This is a genomic window from Trinickia dinghuensis (assembly GCF_003367175.1).
Classification (GTDB): Bacteria; Pseudomonadota; Gammaproteobacteria; order Burkholderiales; family Burkholderiaceae; genus Trinickia; species Trinickia dinghuensis.
The window spans coordinates 13,258-36,406 of sequence record NZ_QRGA01000027.1; the positions used below are offsets into that span (position 1 = coordinate 13,258).

Genomic DNA, 23,149 nt, shown 5'->3' on the forward strand with positions numbered 1-23,149 from the left:
CCAAGGAGCCAATGTGATTCGCCGATCGTTTCTAGCGCTCGTGTGCGGCACGGCCATGCTCGCCGCGTGCGGCTTTCAATTGCGTGGACAGGAAAACTACGCGTTCAAGCGGCTCGCGATCGTAGGCGCGCCGCCGGTCGTGGCCGCCCGTCTGACGCGGATGATCGAAGGCGGCAGCGACACGGTCGTGGTCGCCTCGCCCACGAACGCCGATGCCATTCTGACGCTGAACGAAGGGCGTGGGCAGCGCCAGTTGACGCTGAGCCTAGCCGGCGCGATCGAGGAATACGAACTCGACTATTCGCTCGGCTACACGCTCACGGGTACCGACGGCACGCTGCTGATTGCGCCCAGCGCGATCGAGCTGAATCGGGCCTTGTCCTACAACACCCAATACGCTACAGCGAAGGCAACGGAGGCCGATCTGCTCTATGCGGATATGCAGAACGACGCGGTCGACCAGCTGACGCGCCGGCTCGCGACCGTGCACTCGCTGCATCCGGCGCCGGGGCACCAGACGCCGGGTGTCGCGCCGCGTGCGCCGCTGCCGCCGCCGCCGCTCTGATCTGCGGTTTTCGCCCAGCACGATCCGACGCTCATGCAACTGCGACTCGACGCGCTCGACGCGCATCTGACGAAAGGCCTTGCCGGTTTGTACGTCGTCTACGGCGACGAGCATCTGCTCGCGCAGGAGGCCTGCGACCGTATCCGTGCCGCCGCCCGCGCGGCCGGCTTCACCGAGCGCAACGTCTTCACGGTCGAACGCGGCTTCGACTGGAGTTCGCTGCTCGGTGCAACCCAATCGATGTCGCTGTTCGGCGAGCGCCAATTGATCGAATTGCGGATTCCGTCGGGCAAGCCGGGCAAAGAAGGTGCCGATGCGCTCAAGATGCTCGCGGCCGCCGACAACCCCGACGTACTGACGCTGGTCACGCTGCCGCGGCTCGACGCAGCGACGCAGAAATCGGCGTGGTTCACGGCGTTGGCCGAGCGCGGTGTTTCGCTGCGGATCGATCCCGTCGAGCGCGCGCAGTTGCCCAATTGGGTGTCGCAGCGGCTCTCGCTGCAGGGACAGCGTGTCGCGCCGGGCGAGGAAGGCCGGCGCGCGCTGCAGTTCGTGGCGGAGCGCGTCGAAGGCAATCTGCTCGCCGCGCACCAAGAGATACAGAAGCTCGGGCTCCTTTATCCGCAGGGTGTCCTGACGTTCGAGCAGGTGCACGATGCCGTGCTCAACGTCGCCCGCTACGATGTTTTCAAGCTCAACGAGGCGATGCTCGCGGGCGATGTCGGCCGGCTCTCGCGGATGATCGAGGGGCTCAAGGGCGAGGGCGAAGCCGCCGTGCTAGTGCTGTGGGCGTTGACCGAGGAGTTGCGGACGCTGCTGAAGATCAAGCGCGGCGCGGCGGCCGGCAAACCGCTGGCGATGCTGTTGCGCGAGAACCGAGTCTGGGGGCCGCGCGAGCGGCTTGTCGGGCCAGCGCTCTCGCGCGTGACGGAGCCGCTGCTCGAGGAGGGGCTCGCGCTCGCCGCGGCGCTCGATCGGCAGGTGAAGGGGCTCGCCGGCACCGCCCCGGGCAGCCGTCGGCGCACCGCGTTGCCGCCGGACCCCTGGGATGGCTTGTTCGAACTCGCCGCCCTCGTCGCATCGCCTGGCAAGCGCGGTGCCGCACGTCCTGGCGGCGCCTGACCGCTTACAATCGACACGACGGGCTTGCCGCGATCGCCGGCACCCCGCGGTACATACCAGCGCCGAGTGCGCCACGAACGAGAATCATGATGGATATCGACGATTACATGACCGCCATCGGCCGCCGCGCGCGCGTCGCTTCGCGCGCGATGGCGCGTGCCGCCACCTCGGCCAAGAACGAGGCGCTGCATGCCATTGCACGCGCGATCGAGCGCGAGCAGGCCGCGTTGAAGGAGGCGAACGCGCGCGACGTGGCCAAGGCACGCGAGAAGGGCATGGACGCCGCGTTCGTCGATCGCTTGACGCTCTCGGACAAGGCGCTTGCGACGATGATCGAGGGGCTGCGCCAAGTCGCCGCGCTGCCCGATCCGATCGGCGAGATCGACAACCTCAAATATCGGCCGAGCGGGATCCAAGTCGGCCAAATGCGCGTGCCGCTCGGCGTGATCGGCATCATCTACGAATCGCGGCCGAACGTGACGATCGATGCCGCCGCGCTGTGCCTGAAGTCCGGCAATGCGACGATTTTGCGCGGCGGCTCGGAAGCGTTGGCGTCGAACACGGCGCTGGCCGCGCTGATCGGCGAAGGGCTCGCGCAAGCGGGCTTGCCGCGCGAGGCGGTGCAAGTGGTCGAGACCGCCGATCGCGCCGCCGTCGGCAAGCTCATCACGATGACCGAATACGTCGACGTGATCGTGCCGCGCGGCGGCAAGAGCCTCATCGCGCGGCTCATCGAAGAGGCGCGCGTGCCGATGATCAAGCACCTCGACGGGATTTGCCACGTGTACGTCGACGATCGCGCCGATTTGTGCAAGGCGCTGGCCGTCTGCGACAACGCGAAGACGCATCGCTACGGCACCTGCAACACGATGGAGACGCTGCTCGTCGCGCGGGGCGTGGCCGGCGTCGTGCTGCCCCCGCTGGCGCGCGTCTATCGCGACAAAGGCGTGGAGCTGCGAGTCGACGCGCAGGCGCGCGCGGTGCTCGAAGCGGCGCCTTGGGCGAGCGACGCGCCCGCGCTCGGGCTCGTGGATGCGACCGAACAAGATTGGCACACGGAGTATCTCGCGCCGGTGCTCGCGATCAAGGTCGTCGACGGTATCGAAGCTGCGATCGAGCACATCAACACCTATGGCTCGGCGCACACCGATGCGATCATCACGGAAGATCACGACCGTGCGATGCGCTTCTTGCGCGAAGTCGATTCGGCGAGCGTGATGGTGAATGCCTCGACGCGCTTCGCCGATGGCTTCGAATACGGGCTCGGCGCGGAGATCGGCATCTCGAACGACAAGCTGCATGCACGAGGCCCCGTGGGGCTCGAAGGGCTCACGTCGCTCAAGTACGTCGTGCTCGGGCACGGCGAGGTCCGGCAGTAACCCGACGCTCACCCTACCGCCCCAACGATCCAATCGATGCTCTGGCTCAAAACCTTTCACATCGTTTTCGTCGCTTCTTGGTTTGCCGGCTTGTTCTATCTGCCGCGAATTTTCGTCAACCTCGCCATGGAGAAGGAGCCGGCCGCCGTGGCCCGGCTGCTGACGATGGCGCGCAAGCTCTACCGCTTCATGACGGTGATTGCCGGGGTGGCGCTCGCTTGCGGCTTGGGGCTATGGCTCGGCTACGGCATTGGGCAAGGGCAGGGCTGGCTCCACGCGAAGCTGGGCGTCGTCGTGCTGCTCATCGCCTATCACGCCTACTGCGGCCGCCTGCTGGCGGCGTTCGAGCGCGGCGAGAACCGCCGCTCGGATCGCTGGTATCGGTTTTTCAACGAACTGCCCGTGCTCGGCCTGATCGCCGCCGTGGCGCTCGTTGTCGTCAAACCGTTCTAATCCGCTTCTTCGTCTTCTTCCCGTTGATCCCGTTGAGGCGCCGACGATTCGATCCGGCGCCGCGTGATCGCTTTCTTGGCGCGCGCGAGCTTATCGACGAGTTCGGGCCCGCGCGAGAGCGCCACGCCCACGGCTAGGATGTCGCCGATCGCCAGATGCGAGACGCGCGAGGTCATCGGCGAAAAAATGTCGGTTTCCTCGGCGACGTTCGCAAACAAGCTGACCGTCGCGACTTGCGCCAGCGGCGAGCTGCTGTTCGTGATCGCGATCACTTTCGCGCCGCACGCGAGCGCCGAGCGGGCCGCTTCGACGATGTCGCGCGTGCGGCCCGTATTCGAAATCGTCACGACGACGTCCCCCTCGCCGAGCAGCGCCGCCGACATCGTGTACGTATGCGGATCCGCATAGGCAACACTCGGGATGCCGAGCCGGAAGAACTTGTGCTGAATGTCCTGCGCCGCGATGCCGGAGCCGCCCGCGCCGTAAAACTCGATCCGCGACGCGTGCGAGAGCAAGTCGATCGCCTTGGCGACGCTGTGCGCCGACAAGCTGTTGCGCACTTCGATCAGCGCGCCGATGGTCCGGTCGAATACCTTGGCGACGACGCCCGGGGCCGGCTCGTCGGGCCGGACGTCGCGATAGACGGAGGGCACGCCGGGCGCGATGCTTTGGGCGAGCCGGATCTTGAATTCGCGAAATCCACCGCAGCCCAAGGCCTGGCAGAACCGCGCGATCGTCGGCTGGCTCACGCCGACCCGCTGCGCCAGGTCGGTCATCGCCAGATCGAGCACTGCGCGCGGAGCGTCGAGTACGTAGTCGGCCAGTTTGCGTTCGGACGGGCGCAATTGCGCGCGCATCGATTCGATTCGGGCAAGCATCTCTGAAACCCGCGCCGAGCGGGTGTATCGTGTTCTATCGATGGCGGTAGTATGACCGGTTGCTTGTAGAAAATCTACACGTATTTGCTACCGATGCACTGCGACGCGCCTTCGTCGTTTCTTCGTGTTAGGTAGCGCTTACAACGGTCAATGCGGAAGATGAGATCGATCCGCATTGCTGTTATGTAGTTTTTCTACTAAACTCTGCTCCGCCTAAATCGCGCCGAGCGTGTGTTGCCCGTTCGGTGTCCGTGCGCCGTCTTTCAGGAGGAGCGTTTGCCCATGGTTTCGCCGCATCCCACGCTTATCGAAGTTACGCGCCGCATCGTCGAGCGCAGCCGCCCCACGCGTTCGGCCTATCTCGCGCGCATCGACGCCGCGCAAGGGAAGTTCCCGGCCCGCGGCGTGCTCTCGTGCGCAAATCTCGCCCACGGCTTCGCGGGCCTCGAAGGCAACGACAAACTCGCGATCAAGGCGATGCGCGAACCGAACATCGGCATCGTCTCGTCGTACAACGAGATGTTGTCGGCCCATGCGCCTTACAAGGACTTTCCCGACATCATCAAGCGTGCCGCCCGTGAAAACGGCGGTGTCGCGCAGTTCGCGGGCGGCGTGCCCGCGATGTGCGACGGCATCACGCAAGGCAACGCCGGGATGGAGTTGTCGCTCTTTTCGCGCGAAGTCATCGCGATGGGCACGGCCGTCGCGCTCACGCACAACATGTTCGATGCGGCCTTGTGCCTAGGCGTGTGCGACAAGATCGTGCCGGGCTTGCTGATCGGCGCGCTTCAGTTCGGCCATCTGCCGATGATCTTCGTGCCGGCCGGGCCGATGACGAGCGGGCTTTCGAACGACGAGAAAGCCAAGATCCGGCAGCAGTTCGCGACGGGCCAAGTCGGGCGCGACGCGCTGCTCGAATCCGAATCGGCCGCCTACCATGGGCACGGCACGTGCACGTTCTACGGCACCGCGAACAGCAACCAAATGCTTATGGAAGTCATGGGGCTGCATTTGCCGGGTTCCGCATTCGTCCATCCGCATACGCCGCTGCGCGATGCGCTGACGGCGGCGGCCGCCCGCCGCGTGCTCGATCTGACCGTCGAGCGCGGCCAGTACACGCCGATCGGCCATGTCGTCGACGAAAAGGCTGTCGTCAACGGGATCGCCGCGCTGCTGGCGACGGGCGGGTCGACCAATCACACGCTGCACCTCGTGGCCATTGCGCGCGCGGCGGGCATCATCATCGACTGGGACGACTTCGACGCGCTGTCGCAGGCCGTGCCGCTGCTCGCCAAGATCTACCCGAACGGCAAGGCCGACGTGAACCACTATCACGCGGCCGGCGGCATGTCGTACCTGATCCGCAACTTGCTCGAGGGCGGCCTGCTGCACGAGGACGTGACGACGGTGATGGGCAAAGGGCTCAGCCGCTATGCGGAAGAACCCAAGCTCGTCGACGGAAAGCTCGCCTGGGTGCCCGGGCCCGAGCAAAGCGGCGACGCCAAGGTGCTGCGGCCGATCGGCGATCCGTTTCAGCCCGACGGCGGCTTGCGGCTCATGCAGGGCAAGCTCGGCCGCGGCGTCATCAAGATCTCGGCCGTCGCGCCCGAGCACCGTGCGGTGCGCGCGCCCGCGGTCGTCTTCGATTCGCAGGAAGCGGTGCAGGAAGCCTTCGACAAGGGCGAACTCAAGCGCGATTTCGTGGCCGTCGTGCGCTTCCAGGGCGCGCGGGCGAACGGCATGCCCGAACTGCATCGGTTGACGCCGCTGCTCGGCGTGCTGCAAGACCAAGGCTTTCACGTGGCGCTCGTCACCGACGGACGCATGTCCGGCGCATCGGGCAAGGTGCCCGCAGTGATCCACGTTTCACCCGAAGCGCTCCTCGCCGGCCCGCTCGGCAAAGTGCGCGACGGCGACACGATCGTCATCGACGCCGAACGCGGCATTCTCGATGTCGAAATCGACGCGGGCGAATGGAACGCACGCGCCGTCGCAGCACCCAAGCATCAAGCGGAAAACGAAGTCGGCTTCGGCCGCGAATTGTTCGGTGTCTTTCGAGCGGCGGCCGCGCCGGCCGAAATGGGCGCCTCGGTGTTCGGGCCGCTCGTTGGCGAGGGCGCCGAGCAGCCGATCCACGCAGCAAAATCCTAAAGGAGTCCGGCATGAAAAAGGTTGAAGACATCGTCCGCCTCGGTCCCGTCATCCCGGTGCTGGCCTTCGATACGGTCGAACAAGGCGAACACGTTTCGCGTGCGCTCCATGCGGGCGGCGTCAAGGTCCTGGAAATCACGTTGCGCACGCCGGCCGGCATCGGCGCGATCGAACGGGCTGCTCAGCTTTCGTCCGACATCGTCGTCGGCGTCGGCACGATCACCAAGCCCGAGCACTGTGCTCAAGCGAAGAAGGCCGGCGCGCAGTTCGGCGTATCGCCCGGGCTCACGAAGGATATTCACCAAGCCGCGCAGGACGCCGGCCTGCCGCTGCTGCCCGGCGTGGCGACGCCGAGCGACATCCTGCTCGCGCTCGATCTCGGCTACGAGACGGTCAAGTTCTTCCCGGCGCAGCAAGCCGGCGGCATTCCGATGCTGCAAGCGCTTTACGGGCCGTTCCCGAATCTGAAGTTCTGTCCGACGGGCGGCATCACCACCGAAACGGCGCCGAGCTTCCTCGCGCTGCCGAACGTCGTCTGCGTCGGCGGTTCTTGGCTCACGCCCAAGGCTGCGCTGGCCGCGCAGAACTGGGACGAGGTCACGCGTCTCGCGCGTGCCGCGTCCGAACTCGCCGCACACCAGCATTAACGTGTCGTGCCGCGGCGCCGGGCAATGCCCGGCGCCGCGGCGGCGCATGCCACGCCTTCGCCGCTTCACCTGCCCCGAACTCGTCATCGCGCGACCGCGAGCCTCCGGCTTCCCGCGCGAGGGATGAGGGTTTCTGTTGATGGAACCGGTTCTATCGACAAATTCCGCCGCCGTCTAAAATGCAGCGACTGTGTGTCGGCGACGAGGCTCGCAACGCCGGTGCATGGGTCCACCTCTCTCGTTTGAAGTCGTTTCAAAACAAGTAAAGGAGACAGTTCATGGGATCGGCTCACGGCGGCCTCTTGCTGCTTTACGCGTTGATTGCGATCGCGGCGCTCATCTTGCTGATCGCGCGGTACAAGGTCTATCCGTTTCTGGTCCTGATCGTCGTCTCGCTGCTGCTCGGGCTCGCCGCGGGCATGCCCGCGGGCCAGATCGTGAAGTCGTTCGAAGCGGGCAACGGCGGCACGCTCGGTCACATTGCCGTGGTGGTGGGTCTCGGCACGATGCTCGGCAAGATGATGGCCGAATCGGGCGGAGCCGAGCAGATCGCGACGACGCTGATCCGCTGGTTCGGCGAAAAGCACATTCATTGGGCGATGATGTTCGTCGCCATCATCGTCGGCTTGCCCGTCTTCTTCGAAGTCGGTTTCGTGCTGTTGATCCCGATCGCGTTCAACGTGGCCAAGCGCACGGGCAAATCGCTGCTGCTGATCGGCCTGCCGATGGTCGCGGGCCTTTCGGTCGTGCACGGCCTGATCCCGCCGCATCCGGCCGCGATGCTGGCCGTGCAGGCCTATGGCGCCGACATCGGCAAGACGATTGCCTACGGGCTGATCGTCGGCATTCCGACCGCGATCGTCGCGGGGCCGCTGTTCGCGCTGCTCGTGCATCGGCAAGTCAAGCTGCCCGAAAACAATCCGCTGGCCGCTCAGTTCGTCGAATCCGCGGAACACGCGGCCGCGCATCGCCGCGAGCTGCCGGGCTTCGGCATCACGCTCTTCACGATTTTGCTGCCGGTGATTCTGATGCTGGTCGGCAGCTGGGCCGATCTGGTCTTCGCGCCGAAGTCGGTGCCGAACGACCTGTTGCGTTTCGTCGGCAATTCGGACGTTGCGCTGCTCATCGCCGTGCTCGTCAGCTTCTGGACGTTCGGCGCGCAGCGCGGCTTCACGCGGGAGCAGATCCAAAAGTTCTGCGGCGACTGCCTCGCGCCGATCGCCGGGATTACGCTGATCGTCGGCGCGGGCGGCGGTTTCGGCGGCGTGCTGCGCGACAGCGGCGTTTCGCAGCAAATCGTCGCTGTCGCCACCCAATCGCACCTGTCCCCGCTACTGTTCGGCTGGTTCGTCGCCGCGCTGATTCGCTTGGCGACGGGGTCGGCCACGGTCGCGATGACGACGGCCTGCGGCATCGTCGCGCCGATCGCGAAGGCAGGCGCGATTCATGTTCAGCCTGAATTGCTCGTGCTCGCGACGGGCTCGGGCTCGCTGATCTTCTCGCATGTGAACGACGGCGGCTTTTGGCTGATCAAAGAGTATTTCGGCATGACGGTCGGGCAGACCTTCAAGACCTGGTCGCTCTGTGAGACGATCATTTCACTGCTCGGCCTCGGGCTGACCTTTGCGCTGGCGGCGGTCTTCTAGGCCCGAGCAGGTCGAATGGGCCCTAACTGGAACGGCAAATGATTCTGATCGTGATGGGCGTCTCGGGCGCCGGCAAGACGCGGATCGGCGAGCTGATCGCCGAACGCCTCGGTTGCAGCTTTGTCGACGGCGACGAGTTTCACAGCGCCGCCAACAAGGAAAAGATGGCGCAAGGCGTCGCGCTCACCGACGACGATCGCTGGCCGTGGCTGGCTGCCATTCGCGCGGCGATCGAAGAGAAGGTGAGGGCGGGGCAATCGCTGATCGTCGGCTGCTCGTCGCTCAAACGCGCCTACCGCGACGTGCTGCGCGGCGGCGCGCAGGGCGACGGGACCGTGCACTTCGTCTATCTGAAGGGCTCGTTCGAGTTGTTGCACGAACGCTTGGCGACGCGCGGCCGTCACTTCTTCAATCCGGCGCTGCTGCAAAGCCAGCTCGACACGCTCGAGGAGCCGGGCGAGGACGAGGCGGCGATCACGGTCGGCATCGAGCTGACGCCGGACGAGATCGTCGACCAGGTGGTGGCGAAGCTGAAGTGACCTGAGGTGAAAAAAAAGCGCGCCGTCGATCGACGGCGCGCTTTGTATCCGGGCGGGGAGCGAGACGCGGCCCGCGATCGGTTACGCGATCCGCTTGGCCAATTCCACGGCCTTGCCCGTGTACGACGCGGGCGTCATCGCCATCAACAGCGCCTTCGCATCGTCGGGAATCGCAAGCGTGCCGATGAACTGCTGCAGCGCTTCGCGCGTGATGCCCTTGCCGCGCGTCAACTCCTTGAGCTGCTCGTACGGGTTTTCGATGCCGAAGCGGCGCATGACCGTCTGCACGGGCTCGGCCAGCACTTCCCAGCATCCGTCGAGATCTTCGTTCAAGCGGGCCGGATTGACTTCGAGCTTGTCCAGGCCGCGGATCAGCGCGTCATAGGCCAGCAACGAGTAACCGAGCGCGACGCCCATATTGCGCAGGACCGTCGAGTCGGTCAGGTCGCGCTGCCAGCGCGAAACGGGCAGCTTGTCGGCCAGATGGCGCAGCGTCGCGTTCGCGAGGCCGAGGTTGCCTTCCGAGTTCTCGAAGTCGATCGGGTTGACCTTGTGCGGCATCGTCGACGAGCCGATTTCGCCGGCCTTCGTCTTTTGCTTGAAGTAGCCGACCGAGATGTAGCCCCAGACGTCGCGGTCCAGATCGAGCAGGATCGTATTGGCGCGCGCGACGGCATCGAACAGCTCGGCCATGTAGTCGTGCGGTTCGATCTGAATCGTGTACGGATTGAACGTCAGCTTCAGGCGCTGTTCGATGACGTTGCGCGAGAACGTCTCCCAATCGAAGCTCGGATACGCCGACAGGTGCGCGTTGTAGTTGCCCACCGCGCCGTTCATCTTGCCGAGGATTTCGACCTTGGCAATGCGGTCGATCGCACGTGCCAAGCGCGCGGCGACGTTCGCGATTTCCTTGCCGAGCGTCGTCGGGCTGGCCGGCTGGCCGTGCGTGCGCGAGAGCATCGGCTGCTCCGCGTGTGTATGCGCGAGCGCCACGAGGCGGCCGTGAACCGAGCGCAGCGCGGGCAGGATCACGTGCTCGCGCGCACCGGCCAGCATCAGGCCGTGCGAGGTGTTGTTGATGTCTTCCGAGGTGCAGGCGAAGTGGATGAATTCGCTCGCGCGCTCGAGTTCCGCTTGGCCCTTGACCGATTCCTTGAGCCAGTACTCCACGGCCTTGACGTCGTGGTTCGTCACGCGCTCAATTTCCTTGATGCGCGCGGCATCGTGCGCCGAGAAACGCGCGACGAGTTCGAGCAGGAATTTTTCGGCGGCTTCCGAGAAGCGCGGCACTTCGGCGAAGCCGGCTTGCGAGAGCGCGATGAGCCAATGGACTTCGACCGTCACGCGATGGCGCATGAACGCGGCTTCGGAGAGCCAGTCGCGCAGCGCTTCGGTCTTGGCGGCATAGCGGCCGTCGAGCGGCGAGAGGGCGGTAAGGGCAAACAGCGTATCGGCGCGGGTATCGGACATGATCGGGCGTCGCGCTCGAAGGCGCGGATTTCGGGTGCGGAAGGGAGAACCCGCGATTTTACCACCGCCGGGCAAGGACTTAAGCCAGGCCGAGTCCGGGCGCCTCGAACGGCCCGGCTTAACCGGGCTTAGCGCGGCCTAGCGCGGTTCATCGCGGCTCAACGTCGCTCAACGTGGCTTTCGCGCCCGTTGGTCGACCCGCCCGCTATTCGCCGGCCGCGGCCGCTTGTCCGACGCGCGCCGCCGTGCCCGCTTGCGCGGCCTCGAGCACGGTGACGCCCGGGGTGGCCCAGACGAGCCATTGCGAGCGCAGCGCGAGGATCGCGAGGCACGTGCAGGCCGCGAGCGCGCCGAAGGTGGCGAAGCCCAGCTGATAGCTGCCCGTGCTTTCCTTGGCGATGCCCATGACGACGGGCAGATAGAAGCCGCCGATGCCGCCGGCCGCGCCGATCATGCCCGAGAGCAGGCCGGTTTTGCTCTTCCAGCGGTGCGGCACGAGTTGGAACGTCGCGCCGTTGCCGATGCCGAACGCGAGATACAAGCAGACGAGGATCGCGATGCCGCCCGCGAGCGGCGGCATCCAGGCGGCGAAGGCGAAATCGGCGAGCGAGATCGCGGCGAGCACGCCCGTGAGCGCGCGCACGCCGGTGACGCGGTCGGCCAGCGAGCCGCCCATCGGCCGCACGATCGCGCCGAGGGCCGCGAGCACGGACATGAACGAGCCCGCTTCGAGCTTCGGCATTTGATAGAGCGTCGTGAGCAGCAGCGTCACGTACGAGGACATGCCGACGAAGCCGCCGAACGTGATGCTGTAGACGAGCATCATGACCCAGGTGTCGCGCTCGGCGAGCACGGTGCGATAGCGCGCCGGCAGCAGCGCGATCGCGCCGGCCGCACCGAGCACCGGCAACAGCAAGACGCCCGTTTTGCCCGGGCCGAACACGCCCGCATGCACGGCGAGCACGAGCGCGACGAGACCGGCAAGGATCGTCACGAAGCCGGCGAGCGCACGCGCGCCGCCTCCGGCTTTTTCGCCTCGATCGTCACCCCAGGCGAACATCGCGAGCGCGGCGATCGCGAGCAGCGGCAGGGCGGCCGCGGTCGCGTATTGCCAGCCGTAGGCGTTGGCCAGGCGCGGGAACAGGAAGCCGTTGAGCACGGCGCCGATGTTGCCGGCCGCGGCCAGGCCAAGGACCAGGCCCTGCACCTTCGGCGGGTAGCTGCTGCCGGCCATCGGCAGGGCCACCGCGAAGCTTGCGCCGCCCACGCCGAGAAACACCCCGAGCACGAGCAGCGCCGTGTAGGACGGCGTGCCCGGCAGCAGTGGCAGCACGATCGCGGGCAGCGCCGAAATCGCGATGCCCATCAGCGCCACGCGCCGCCCGTTGACCGACTGATAGAGGTTGCCGAGCGCGACGCGCAGAATCGCCGCCGACAGCACGGGCACGGCCACCAGGAAGCCCTGCTGCGCGGCTGTCATCGCGATGCTCTTGCCGATGAACGGAGCGAGCGGTCCATACACGATCCAGATCGTGAAGCCCGTGTCGAAATAAAGAAAGCAAGCGAGGAGCGAGCGCCAATTGCCGCTCCTTAGCGCGTGTTGCAGGGTCTTCATGATCGTCCTCGCGATGGATAAGAAATGTCGGATGCCGAATATCGAATGTCGGATGAATCGCTTCGGGGCGATGAGCGCCGCGGCGCCGGCCGGCGTCGTGGGACGGTTCGCCAATGCAAGCCCTATGCCATTCGCGTTTTCGCACCGCCGCTTAAGGCCTGCATCCTCAAGCGGCGCGGGCGATTGCGGCGTTTGCGAGGACCCTCCGAGCAGAGGGACGGGCGGCAACGCCGGTTGCGGGCCACCCCTTTGCAACGCACCCCCATCGCGCGAGGCGGCACGTTCGATGTGCCCCGCGCGCGCCGATGGTGCGCTGCATCAACGTTGCCCGGGAGGGTCCTGAAGGGGGCACCAGTGCGCCTCCCAGCCAAGCGAGAAGGCGGCGGCTTGCGCCCCGGTACAATGCGAGCGTCGCTTTTCGTCCGGCTCCCACGCCGTCAGCCCCGCATGGAACTCAAGTGGCTCGAAGATTTCGTTTCGCTCGCTGAGACGCGCAGCTTCAGCCGTTCGGCCGAGTTGCGGCATGTGACGCAGCCCGCTTTTTCGCGCCGCATCCAAGCGCTCGAAGCATGGCTCGGCACCGAACTCATCGACCGCTCGGTCTATCCGACGCGCCTGACGCAGGCGGGCGAGGTATTCCGCGAACAGGCGCTCGCGATGCTCTCGCACATGCACGAATCGCGCATCTTGCTCAGAGGGCACGTAGGGGCGCCGGCCGCCACGATCGAATTCGCGGTGCCGCATACGCTCTCGCTCACCTACTTTCCGGAGTGGCTGCAGCGAATCGAAGCGCAGATGGGGCCCATCCATACGCGGCTGCGCGCGTTGAACGTCCACGATGCCGTGCTCTCGCTCGTCGAAGGGGGATGCGATCTGGTGATGGGCTATCACCATCCGAGCCATCCGGTCGCGCTCGATCCGGGACGCTACGACATGCTGACGCTGGGCTTCGAGCCGATCAGTCCGTTCTCGGCCCCGGGCCGCGCCGGCCGCGCGCGCTATCTGCTGCCGGGCACACCCGATGCGCCGGTTCCGTATCTGTCGTACACGCCGAACGCGTACCTCGGACGCATGACTGAAGTCATCGTGGCGAACGCGCCGGAGCGGCTTTGTCTGGATCGGCTCTACGAAACCGATATGGCCGAGGCGCTCAAGGCGATGACGCTGGCCGGACACGGTGTCGCCTTCTTGCCGCACAGCGCCGTTCAAGACGCTGTGGCCGACGGTGCGCTGATCCGTCTCGACCGCACGGCTTCGCGCGGATTGAGCGCCGATCGCTTCACGTTGACGATGGAAATCCGCTTGTATCGCGACAAACTCGCAAGCAACGCAGACGATCCGCGCCAACAGCTCGTGCGCCGCTTATGGCAGGTCGTCGCGGACGAGCTTGGCGTAAAGCAAGCGTAAGACCGGGCGAGGGCCCGGCGGCAAGTCCGCGTGGAGCATGGCGAAGGACGGCGGCGGGTTCCGGTCTCGGTATCGACGTTATGCAAGAAATGCATAACGGGATGACCAAACGGCATTGGATTTCAAAATGCCGTTTTTTCACAATGGCGCACATTCTGTGACCGTTGGAGTGCCCATGTCCTCGCAGCAAATGCAGTCCACCACGCCTGCACAATCGATCCCCTCGTACCTTCATGCCGACGATCTCGGCCCCTGGGGAAACTATCTGCGTCAAGTCGATCGCGTCGCGCCGTACCTCGGTTCGTCGTCGCGCTGGCTCGAAACACTCAAGCGCCCGAAGCGCATCTTGATCGTCGACGTGCCCATCGAACTCGATAACGGCACCGTGGCGCACTTCGAAGGCTATCGCGTTCAGCACAACGTCTCGCGCGGTCCCGGCAAGGGCGGCGTGCGTTACCACCAGGACGTGACGCTCTCCGAAGTGATGGCGCTTTCCGCCTGGATGTCGGTGAAGAACGCGGCCGTGAACGTGCCGTACGGCGGCGCGAAGGGCGGTATCCGCGTCGATCCGCGCAAGCTTTCGCGCGGCGAGCTCGAGCGCGTCACGCGCCGCTACACGAGCGAGATCGGCATCATCATCGGACCGAACACCGACATTCCCGCGCCTGACGTCAACACGAACGAGCAGATCATGGCGTGGATGATGGACACGTACTCGATGAACCAGGGCCAAACGGCCACGGGCGTCGTGACGGGCAAGCCGATCACGCTGGGCGGCTCGCTGGGCCGCCGCGAAGCGACGGGCCGCGGCGTGTTCGTCGTCGGCACCGAAGCGGCGCGCCGCACGGGCCTCGACATTCAAGGCGCGCGCATCGCCGTGCAAGGCTTCGGCAACGTGGGCGGCATCGCGGCTCGCCTGTTCGAAGAAGCGGGCGCGAAGGTCGTCGCCGTGCAGGATCACACGGGCGCGATCTGCAAGTCGAGCGGCATCGACACGGTTGCGCTGCTCGAACACGTCGGCAATACGGGCGGTGTCGGCGGCTTCAAGGGTGCCGATCCGGTCTCGAACGATGAGTTCTGGACGATCGAGAGCGACATCCTGATCCCGGCCGCGCTCGAAAACCAGATCACCGAGAAGAACGCCGCGAAGATCAAGACGAAGATCATCGTCGAAGGGGCGAACGGCCCGACCACGACGGCGGCCGACGACATCCTGCACGACAAGGGCGTGCTGATCATCCCCGACGTCGTGGCCAACGCGGGTGGCGTGACCGTGTCGTACTTCGAATGGGTGCAGGACTTCTCGAGCTTCTTCTGGACCGAGGACGAGATCAACCAGCGCCTCGAGCGCGTCATGCGCGAAGCATTCAGCGCCGTGTGGCAAGTGGCGAGCGACAACAGCGTGTCGATGCGTACGGCGGCATTCATCGTCGCGTGTAAGCGGATTTTGATGGCGCGCGAAATGCGCGGCCTGTATCCCTGATTCCCTATTCGCCACAAGCGAAATGGGTTTGACTTGCCGGCGGCGCCTCTCACGGCGCATCCGGCTTCCCCTGGACGGGCGGCATCGAAAGGATGTCGCCCGTTTTTCGTTTGGGGTGCTCGACGCTAGGCATCCTTGCGAGCGACGCGGGCCCGTTCGATGTTCGCCGGGACGCAGAGCCGTTGTCGGTGAATGAAAGCGGACCTACTGCGCGCTGCTCGGCAGGTCGGTGCTGAACACGGCGGTGCGCGGCTCGAAGAAGTAGCGGACGAAGATCGCCGCGCCGAATTGCTTGTCGCGGCCCGGGGTCACGTTTGCATCGACGTGCGCACCGATTTGGACGCGCGACGAGAGTTTGACCACTGCTGCGACTTCAGTGCTGGCGTAGGGGCCCTTATCGTGGCTGCCGGCGCAGATGAGTACGGCGGTACCGGGTGAACCGCACAGTTCGCCATGCTGGAGCGTATCGTTCACCCCGCCCTCCACGCTGCCTCGAACCTGCCAGTTCCGCCCTTCCGTCGTCAGCCACTGAAGTGCAACGCCCGCGCTGACGGAGGACTGAGGGCTGTAGTACCCGCCTTGTCCGAAGCTATAGAAATTCTCGTTGCGTCGATATGACAGATAGTGCACGGCTGGTCCGACGCTGAAGTAGTCGAAGCCGTGGAAGGGGGCGTCATAACCCGCGGACAAATCGACCGACATGCCTTCGTTGCCCGGCACGTTCGTGCCCGTCAGCCATTTGGTTTCGGCTCCGGCGGAGAGGTTCCAGCGCGGTGCCACTTGCCAGCGCAACTGTCCTCCGCCCGATGCGCTGTTGACCGCCCCCCAGTGCTCAATTCCAATGCCACCGGGACCGGTGGTGGATATGCCGCGCCACGACAGTAGCGAGTCCCGCACGGGTTGCCAACCGCCGTTTAGCGACCACATGCCCCACGCGGTTTGCTGGCGTACGCTGCCGAAGAAATTCGGCTCGAATCCCGACGGGGGCCCCTGCGTGCCGCCGAAGGACAAGCGCCAGTCCATCTTGGGTAAGGCGCCGATATGTGTCGACGTCGCCATTGTCGCTTGCAGCTCCTCGGCAAGCGTCAAGCCGCCGATTGCGGTCTGATCGAGCGATGCCGTCCCCGCATTGATAAACAACAGCCGATGTTGCAGCAAGAACTTCGCAGTGCCGTGGAACCACTCACCTTGCACTTCGGGCCCGATCGTATCGAGCCGGCCTTGCCCCGCCGCACCGATGTGATCGGACCATGTGAGGCCGCCCGTCAGCGAAGGTGCATCGATACCCGTCAAATCGGCGGGTACGTAGCGAGCGATGCGCTGCGGATCGACGGAGCCCGTTAGGGCATCGCGCAGTGCCGTGTGCGATGCGACGAATTGCTTGCGGTAGTACAGCGTCTGCGCATCGATGGCATCGAGGTAGGCGTCGATGCGTCCGTCGCCCGTGGGACGTTTCACGCCGTGCTCGCACATTGCGTGGATCGACAACGCGAGCCCTTCGGCGGTGTCGTCGTCATGACGGGCGTCGTAGGCGACCCGGAATGCCGCAGCCGCTTGCTCGTACCGGCCGATCGCATACAGCCTCCAACCGCGCAGTCCCGCCGTGGCCGTTGCCGGCATTCCCTCTTGCTCGGCTACGTCTAGCCATTTCAATGTTTCGTTGTAGCGGCGTGCCTTGTAAGCGTCGTTCGCGCGCGCGAGTGCGATCTGTGCGCTTCCTTGCCGCGCGCGTGGATCGTCGCGCAGCGCCGGTGCGTCGAGCAGCGACTGCGCCCCATCGTAGTCATGCGTTTCGATCCGAACTTGGGCGAGCCCGAGCGTGGCATCGAGATTGTTTGGCGAGAATGTCAGGGCGCTTTCGAACCAGTTTTGCGCCCCGCTTCGATCATGCTGCGCGTGAGCGATCCACCCGGCAAGCGCCGCGGCCGGACCATCACGATAGGCGCGAATCGACGGCGCCACGCGCGCGAGTTGCGAAGCCGTTTCCGGCGAGGCGGGCGACAGCTTGCCGAGCGCCGCAATCGCGTGCGCGTAGCGCAGACGTTCGAATGCGATCTCGCCCTGAGCGTCGCGATGCCCTTGCGAAGCTTCGAGTGCGATCAACGTGTCGGCCTGATCGCGCGACAACTGGTGTTCGGCGCGATACAGCGTCGCGATGCGATTTGCCTCCGGCGCGCAAGCCGGGATGACCGTTCGATAGAGCGCGTCGACTTCGTCGAGGTGCCCGGTTTGGGCGAAGACGTCGGCGGCTTGCCACACGCGATCGATATGCTCGCAGCTGAATGCGTCGGGCACGCGGGCGATCGCCAAGCGTATCGCTGCCGCATCGTAGCTTTGCAGGGCGGCGGCGACTTCGGATGCTTGCTGCTGCCGCGCGCGTTCCGCCACGAGCGCCGGCGAAGGGCGCCACGAAGGTGCCTCGTGCTCGATCCGTGCCAACTGCCGATCGTAGTCGGCGAGGCGGTGATCGTGCAGCGCACGCCATAGCGGGCGTTCGTCAGGCACGGGAAGCGAGGCGTTCGGCGCTGCCGCCATGCTCGCCGCCGCTGCGTTCGCCGTATTCGCCGTGGCCGACGCGGCAATATCGGCCGGCGCCCCTTCCATCGGCGTTGTCGGCGCCATCGCTCCCGCTTCCGTGTCGACGAAATTGCGTTGTTCCGTGCGCACGATGCGCGAAGCGCCTGGCGTCTGCGTTGACCGGTTCACCTCGCCTTGAGCGTGCCGCCGGACGATTTCGGTTTCGCCCGCTCCCGTTTCGCCGGCGGGTGCCGCGTCGCGCCGCTCGATTGTGAGCACGTTGTTCTGAGCGGCGCGCGCTGCTTGGGCGGGGCAATACGCGATCGGCGCAGCGAAGCAGCAGCCGAGCACCCAGAGGGTACCTCGATGCGCCTGCGCCTTACTCCTCGGTGCCACGATGCCGCTTCCGGTGATAGCGTTTCAACAGCAGCGCGGATGACCCCGCGAATATCGACAGCAGCAAGACGAGCGCGACATAGCCAAGCCAAGGATGGGCCGAGAGCGTAAATCCGAGCCAAGCGAGCGGGCCGAGCGTGCCTTCCTCATAGGTGCCGCCGACTCGCCCCGTCCACAAATCGGGACGATCGAACGTCAGCAGCGAGATGTCGCCGCGCAGCTCGCTCCAGTAATTCGGCTCGACTAGCCGTCCGATTCCGTCGGCCAATTCGCCGGCGTCGGCCGCCGTGAGCACGGTCATCGCGCCGCCTCGTTCGCCGCGGTATTGCATGACGAGCAGTTGATGCGAGAGCGGCACGTCGCCGCGCAGCGTGACGTCGGCCAGCGCCGCGCGAGCCTGCGAGCCGAGCAGGTGCCCCAAGCCCAAGGGGAGCGCGCCGCCGCCTTGCGGATCGGCGGGAACCGTCGCGTCGTCGGCAATGCGGATGCTCGCGCCCGGCGACCATGGCGCGTGTTTCAACAGCGGCCTCGGCAGCGCCGATGCGGCACCGATCAAAATCACATCGTGGCGGGCCGTTGCAGGAGCGTCGAACGTCAGCTGGGCCGCGGTAAGCGGCGCGGCCTGGCTCTGCGCGAGCCGGCCCATCAAGGTCCACGCCGCCGCGATGGTCTTGTCGTCGTGCGCGGCCAGCCGCAGCGCGAGATCGCTGCCGTCCGGCCGGACCGTATAGGGAAAGCCGCTGTCCGCGAAGCGTTCGAGGTTTGGGAGCGTCGTGAAATGCGAAGCGGCAGGCAATGTTACCGTCGAGTCGTCGAACAGCGTGACCTCGAGATTCTGCGTGTTGCGCAATGCGCAGCGATCGGTGACGAGCGGCACGAGTAGTGCCCGCAGCGACAGCGTGTTGAGTCCCGCTCGAAAATCGCGCAGCGGAATGCTGATTCGATAGTGGCGCATGACGGCGCCTTGCTGCTGATCGAGCGCGACCACCTGCTCGAAGCGGCCGTTGAGCAGGATGTTGAGGATCGAGTCCTCGCGCATCTTCGCGCCTTCTGTGAAGTTCAGGTCCAGCGTCACCTTCGCGTCCTCGGGCGCGTAGATGTCCGCCGGCAGCCGCACGTCGAGGTCGGCGGCGTCACCGGAGTGCAGCGTCCGGCTCGAGAAGCCGAGATCGCGGAACCGATGCGGGGCCGTGCCCGTAAGCGTCTTGTCCGTCGACCAAGGCGGAAGCGTCGTCTCGTCGAAGGAGCCGATGACGAGCGCGCTGCTGCGCGGCAGCGGCACTTCGCTATGCGCGAAGGCGCGCGCCGCGCGTTCGACTTCCGCGTCATTGCGGCCGCTCACGACGAGCACGAAACGACGTGCGTCGTCCGGCTTCGGATAAATGCCGAGGAAAGCCCCGTCGATCTGGGCCACTGTCTTGTCGTCGAGGTAGCCGCGCAGCGCGTCGCGTGAGCCGATCAGCACGACATCCGTATCCGCCAAAGGGGCGAGCGCGAGGCCCGGCAACATGCCGGCGCCGCTGCCATGCTCGGCATCCAGCACGCGCGGCACCTCGCTCAGGTATCGCAGCCGCAGTGCGATCCCTTGCGCGACGAGGCTGCCGTCGGCCAGTTGCGACTCGCCGTTCGGATGCGAAGCGTTGACGATCGTCAGTGCGCGCGCGCTCCATTGCTTCGGGTCGATGAGATTCGACAAATCGGCCAGCGTCGGCGTGAGCGGCGCGAGAGCGGTCTGCATCTGCAGCGTCGATGCGCTCGTGTCGATTTCGGTCCAAAGCTCCGGCGCGTTGGGGTCTTCGCAGTTTTCGGTCGAATGCTGCGCGACCGCGAACGTGAGCGTGTTGTATCCGGGCCGCAGCAGCTCGGACGGCACGCGGATGTCGGCCGTCGCTTCCGGTTGCCGCGAAGACAACTGCAGTTGTGCGATCGTGCGGTCGTTCACGCGCACGGCGAGCTCCGAGCGATCCGTCAGCAGGGAAATCGAATTCGATACGACGAGGTGAAGCACGGCGTCGCGCACGCGCTCGCGAGCCGACAGCGGGATGCTGATGCTTCGGGACGCCGACGCACCGGCGAGCCGCAGCGCGCCGTTCAAATTGCCGAGCGCCGCGAGAGAGACGGTTTCGCCGGCGCTTGCCGCGGCCTGCGTCGCGACGGAGGCTACGTTCGCCGCGGCCGAGATCTGTTCCGCCGTGGCCTTTGGCGCGGGTTTCGCATGTCCGCCGGCGAACGCCGCGGTGCTGGCGATCAAGGCAACGATGCAACAGACCGTTCGGGCCGTTGCACGGGAAAGGGACGATACCTTCATTGATGTTGCTTTGGATGGCGAGAGCGTCGAGCCGCCGCGGAGCGTGAGGCGGCTCGCAGCGGATGGGAGGCATAGCGCAGCATGCCGGTGGCGAACACGCGGTAGTGGCCGAATGCATGAATCAGCCCAAGCCTGAAGACGATGCCAAGACTCGGAAGCACGCCGATGCGGCGGTTACGGCTCTCGCGGAAATCGCGCCAACGGCCGCTGTCGCCGAATACGAGCGAGACGCGTTCCGAGAGACCGGCCACGCTGTCGTCGATGAACTGCGCGCCGATCGCGAGTTCGCCGTCGCGCGTCGAAAACGCGTTGCGTATCGTCAAGGGGATGCGGCTCGTGTGCCCGCGCGCCGCATTGAAGATTTCGAGCGTGGCGTCCCCTTGGCGTGGTGCATGCGACGCATCGCCGGCCGCGACGACGGCCTTGAGTCCGCCGGCCGAAAGATCGACGATGCGGCAGGCCGTCTTCGGACTAGCGTCCTCGGCGTCGTCGTCGGCCGATCCGGCATAGAGGACGGCTTCGAGATTCGTGGGCACACGCGGCACGGCGCGGCGCTGCTTGCGTTCGTAGAGCACGCCGATGCAGGCGTTGAGCAGGACGAGGTTCAGGCCGCACCAGCTGACCGCCGAGACGATGACGTCGCGGTGCGGATAGCCATGCACGAGTTTCCATACGCCGGCCGCGACGCCCAGCAGCACGAGCACGTAGACGACGTAGAACGGCCCCGCCAGTTCGGAGATCGAGTCTTCCTCGATCTTTTCTCCCTTGGGCGTGACCTTGAAGCCGGGCGCGCGAGGACGCAACATCACCGAAACGACGGCTCGCAGCGAGAACATCGATTGCAGCAGCTCGTAGACTTCGGAGATCAACGTCCAGCGATAACGGCCGAACAGGTAGTCGGAGGCCAGAATGGCCCCGATCATCTGCGGCAAGCCGTAGGCGAAGAATTGCGGAATCGTTGCGTTGTAGAACTGTAGCCCGAACAGCAGATACATGATGGGCGCGAACAGGAAGACGACGCGTGCGTAGCAGAAGAACCAGAAGAACGCATTGGAGAAGTAGCAGAGCCGCTGCGCGAGCGTGAGCCCTTTCAATCGCAGCGGGTTGCTCAGCAGGAACAGCTGGATCATGCCTTGCGCCCAGCGCACGCGCTGCACGATGAAGCTCGCGAACGTCTCGGGCTGCAGGCCCGAGATCAAGGCTTCGTCCACGTAGCGGCTGTGATAGCCGCGCGCATGAAGCGTGAGCGCGGTTTCTGCGTCTTCCGTAATCGAGTTGCCCGCGATGCCGCCGATCTCCTCGAGGCAGCGGCGCTTGAGCAACGCGGCTGATCCGCAGAAAAACGACGCGTTCCAGAAGTCGAGCCCGTGCTGGACGACCGAGTAGAACATTTCGCTTTCGGGCGGCATTCGGCCGAACATGCCGAGGTTCTTTTCGAGCGGGTCCGGATTGATGAAGAAATGCGGCGTCTGGACGAGATAGACCCGATCGTCGCGTTGGAAATGGCCGACCGTCTTCTCCAGAAAGTCGGCCGTGGGCACGTGGTCGGCGTCGAAGATCGCGATCAGATCGCCGCGCGTATGCTCGAGCGCGGCGTTGATGTTGCCCGCCTTCGCATGGACGTTGCGTTCGCGCGTCAGATAGATGCCGCCGTGACGCTCGGCCATCTGCTTGAGCGCCAGCGATCGCTCGAGGGCTTCGGCCGCCTTGGCCGGGTCCGCCTGCGTGAGCTTCTGAAGCGTGCCGCCGTCGTCGAGCAGATAGACATTGAACAGCGCGCGCGGATAGCGCATGTCGAGCGCCGCGCGCAGCGTTACCTGCAGCAGCTCGGGCGGCTCGTTGTAGGTCGGGATGAACACGTCGATGCTCGGCAGTGCGCCCGGCGTCATGATCAGCGGCGCCGGCGCGCGCTGCAAAGGGCGGCTGTTGACGAACAGGCCGAGCATGGCGACGACGATGCCGTATAGCTCGGCCCCGTAGAGCAGCAGCATGAAGACAAAGTCGGCGAAGCCGTTGTAGCCCAGCGTCGACGTGGTGCGCCAGTATAGATAGCGAAACGTCAGGAATCCCGAGCAAAGCAGGAAGAAGAGCCGTGTATGGCGCTGGTCGCCGGTGCGGCGCAGCACCAGCATGGCCGCGACGACTGAAAACGAGAGCCGGTACTGCGCGCTGAGGTCGAGCTTGACGACCGCCAGTACGCCGAGCGCGGCCAACGAGGCGGCCCAGAGCGCCACCACGCCCCACTCGGGCAGCGTCGCGAGCGCTCGCGCATCCCGGCACGATTTGCGTGCGGACGCGAGCCGGGCGCCGGCCGTGATGGGGCGCCTCGCTTGATCGACGGTAATCGTTTCGGTCGCCTCGGACATATTCGAGCTGTTTCGCTGTCGGCCTGACGCGAGCCCCCGGCGGCGGGGCTGCGGAGTTCTCGGATATTGGAATTGCGGAACGGGACCCCCGGTTTATCGGCTGATGCGGGTCAGTACTGAACGCTGGCTTCGCTTAGATTTGCGTAGGTGAAGCCGTATTACCGCGTAAGGATTTCCTGAGCGATCCGCGTATTGGCTCTTTTTGCA

Annotated in this window: 16 protein-coding genes; 10 read left to right on the forward strand and 6 right to left on the reverse strand. The window is 65.6% G+C overall.

Going from position 1 to position 23,149, the window contains the following annotated elements:
- Positions 1-13: 13 nt before the first annotated feature.
- The 4 genes from DWV00_RS32080 (at position 14) to DWV00_RS32095 (ending at position 3,519) form a co-directional block, all read left to right on the forward strand.
- On the forward strand, positions 14-565 hold the full coding sequence (locus DWV00_RS32080) for an LPS-assembly lipoprotein LptE (RefSeq protein ID WP_115537686.1): 552 nt from the start codon (positions 14-16) through the stop codon (positions 563-565).
- Between the two features lie 33 nt (positions 566-598).
- Positions 599-1,687: a DNA polymerase III subunit delta gene (gene holA / locus DWV00_RS32085; protein WP_115537650.1), complete on the forward strand. Its 1,089-nt coding sequence runs from the start codon at positions 599-601 to the stop codon at positions 1,685-1,687.
- A gap of 89 nt (positions 1,688-1,776) precedes the next feature.
- Entirely contained in the window at positions 1,777-3,066 is a 1,290-nt protein-coding gene (locus DWV00_RS32090) for a glutamate-5-semialdehyde dehydrogenase (RefSeq protein WP_115537651.1), read from the forward strand.
- 36 nt (positions 3,067-3,102) lie between these two features.
- Positions 3,103-3,519, forward strand: a complete 417-nt coding sequence (locus DWV00_RS32095; protein ID WP_115537652.1) for a CopD family protein — start codon at positions 3,103-3,105, stop codon at positions 3,517-3,519.
- Here the strand turns inward: DWV00_RS32095 and DWV00_RS32100 are convergent.
- Entirely contained in the window at positions 3,516-4,397 is an 882-nt protein-coding gene (locus DWV00_RS32100) for a MurR/RpiR family transcriptional regulator (protein ID WP_115537653.1), read from the reverse strand. The genes DWV00_RS32095 and DWV00_RS32100 overlap by 4 nt on opposite strands.
- 282 nt (positions 4,398-4,679) lie before the next feature.
- On the opposite strand from DWV00_RS32100, the gene edd reads away from it, so the two are divergent.
- The 4 genes from edd (at position 4,680) to DWV00_RS32120 (ending at position 9,380) form a co-directional block, all read left to right on the forward strand.
- Positions 4,680-6,548 carry a phosphogluconate dehydratase gene (gene edd, locus DWV00_RS32105; protein ID WP_115537654.1) on the forward strand — a complete coding sequence of 623 codons (1,869 nt, stop codon included), beginning with the start codon at positions 4,680-4,682 and terminating at the stop codon, positions 6,546-6,548.
- A gap of 11 nt (positions 6,549-6,559) precedes the next feature.
- Positions 6,560-7,195, forward strand: coding sequence for a bifunctional 4-hydroxy-2-oxoglutarate aldolase/2-dehydro-3-deoxy-phosphogluconate aldolase (locus tag DWV00_RS32110; RefSeq protein WP_115537655.1), 636 nt, complete (start codon positions 6,560-6,562; stop codon positions 7,193-7,195).
- A 278-nt stretch (positions 7,196-7,473) separates the two neighbouring features.
- Complete coding sequence (locus DWV00_RS32115) at positions 7,474-8,841, forward strand: GntT/GntP/DsdX family permease (RefSeq protein WP_115537656.1); 1,368 nt, start codon at positions 7,474-7,476, stop codon at positions 8,839-8,841.
- 38 nt (positions 8,842-8,879) lie between these two features.
- Positions 8,880-9,380: a gluconokinase gene (locus tag DWV00_RS32120; protein WP_115537657.1), complete on the forward strand. Its 501-nt coding sequence runs from the start codon at positions 8,880-8,882 to the stop codon at positions 9,378-9,380.
- Between the two features lie 81 nt (positions 9,381-9,461).
- On the opposite strand, the gene purB is transcribed toward DWV00_RS32120, so the two are convergent.
- Complete coding sequence (gene purB, locus DWV00_RS32125) at positions 9,462-10,850, reverse strand: adenylosuccinate lyase (protein ID WP_115537658.1); 1,389 nt, start codon at positions 10,848-10,850, stop codon at positions 9,462-9,464.
- Positions 10,851-11,055: 205 nt separating this feature from the next.
- Positions 11,056-12,465 (reverse strand): MFS transporter, encoded by a 1,410-nt coding sequence (locus DWV00_RS32130; protein ID WP_115537687.1) that lies wholly within the window; start codon positions 12,463-12,465, stop codon positions 11,056-11,058.
- A gap of 447 nt (positions 12,466-12,912) precedes the next feature.
- Between DWV00_RS32130 and DWV00_RS32135 the strand changes: the two genes are divergently transcribed.
- Both DWV00_RS32135 and DWV00_RS32140 read left to right on the forward strand, forming a co-directional pair.
- Positions 12,913-13,872: a LysR family transcriptional regulator gene (locus tag DWV00_RS32135; RefSeq protein WP_115537659.1), complete on the forward strand. Its 960-nt coding sequence runs from the start codon at positions 12,913-12,915 to the stop codon at positions 13,870-13,872.
- Between the two features lie 175 nt (positions 13,873-14,047).
- Complete coding sequence (locus tag DWV00_RS32140) at positions 14,048-15,355, forward strand: Glu/Leu/Phe/Val family dehydrogenase (RefSeq protein WP_115537660.1); 1,308 nt, start codon at positions 14,048-14,050, stop codon at positions 15,353-15,355.
- Between the two features lie 204 nt (positions 15,356-15,559).
- Here the strand turns inward: DWV00_RS32140 and DWV00_RS32145 are convergent, their stop codons facing one another.
- The 3 genes from DWV00_RS32145 to bcsA are packed head-to-tail and all read right to left on the reverse strand — an operon-like array spanning position 15,560 to position 22,942.
- Entirely contained in the window at positions 15,560-18,268 is a 2,709-nt protein-coding gene (locus DWV00_RS32145; RefSeq protein WP_245965123.1) for a cellulose synthase subunit BcsC-related outer membrane protein, read from the reverse strand.
- Positions 18,252-20,576, reverse strand: a complete 2,325-nt coding sequence (locus DWV00_RS32150; protein ID WP_115537662.1) for a cellulose biosynthesis cyclic di-GMP-binding regulatory protein BcsB — start codon at positions 20,574-20,576, stop codon at positions 18,252-18,254. The genes DWV00_RS32145 and DWV00_RS32150 overlap by 17 nt, the downstream gene beginning before the upstream one ends.
- A complete protein-coding gene (gene bcsA / locus DWV00_RS32155) occupies positions 20,573-22,942 on the reverse strand; it encodes a UDP-forming cellulose synthase catalytic subunit (RefSeq protein WP_115537663.1) in 2,370 nt (789 codons plus the stop codon). The genes DWV00_RS32150 and bcsA overlap by 4 nt, the downstream gene beginning before the upstream one ends.
- Positions 22,943-23,149: the final 207 nt, after the last annotated feature.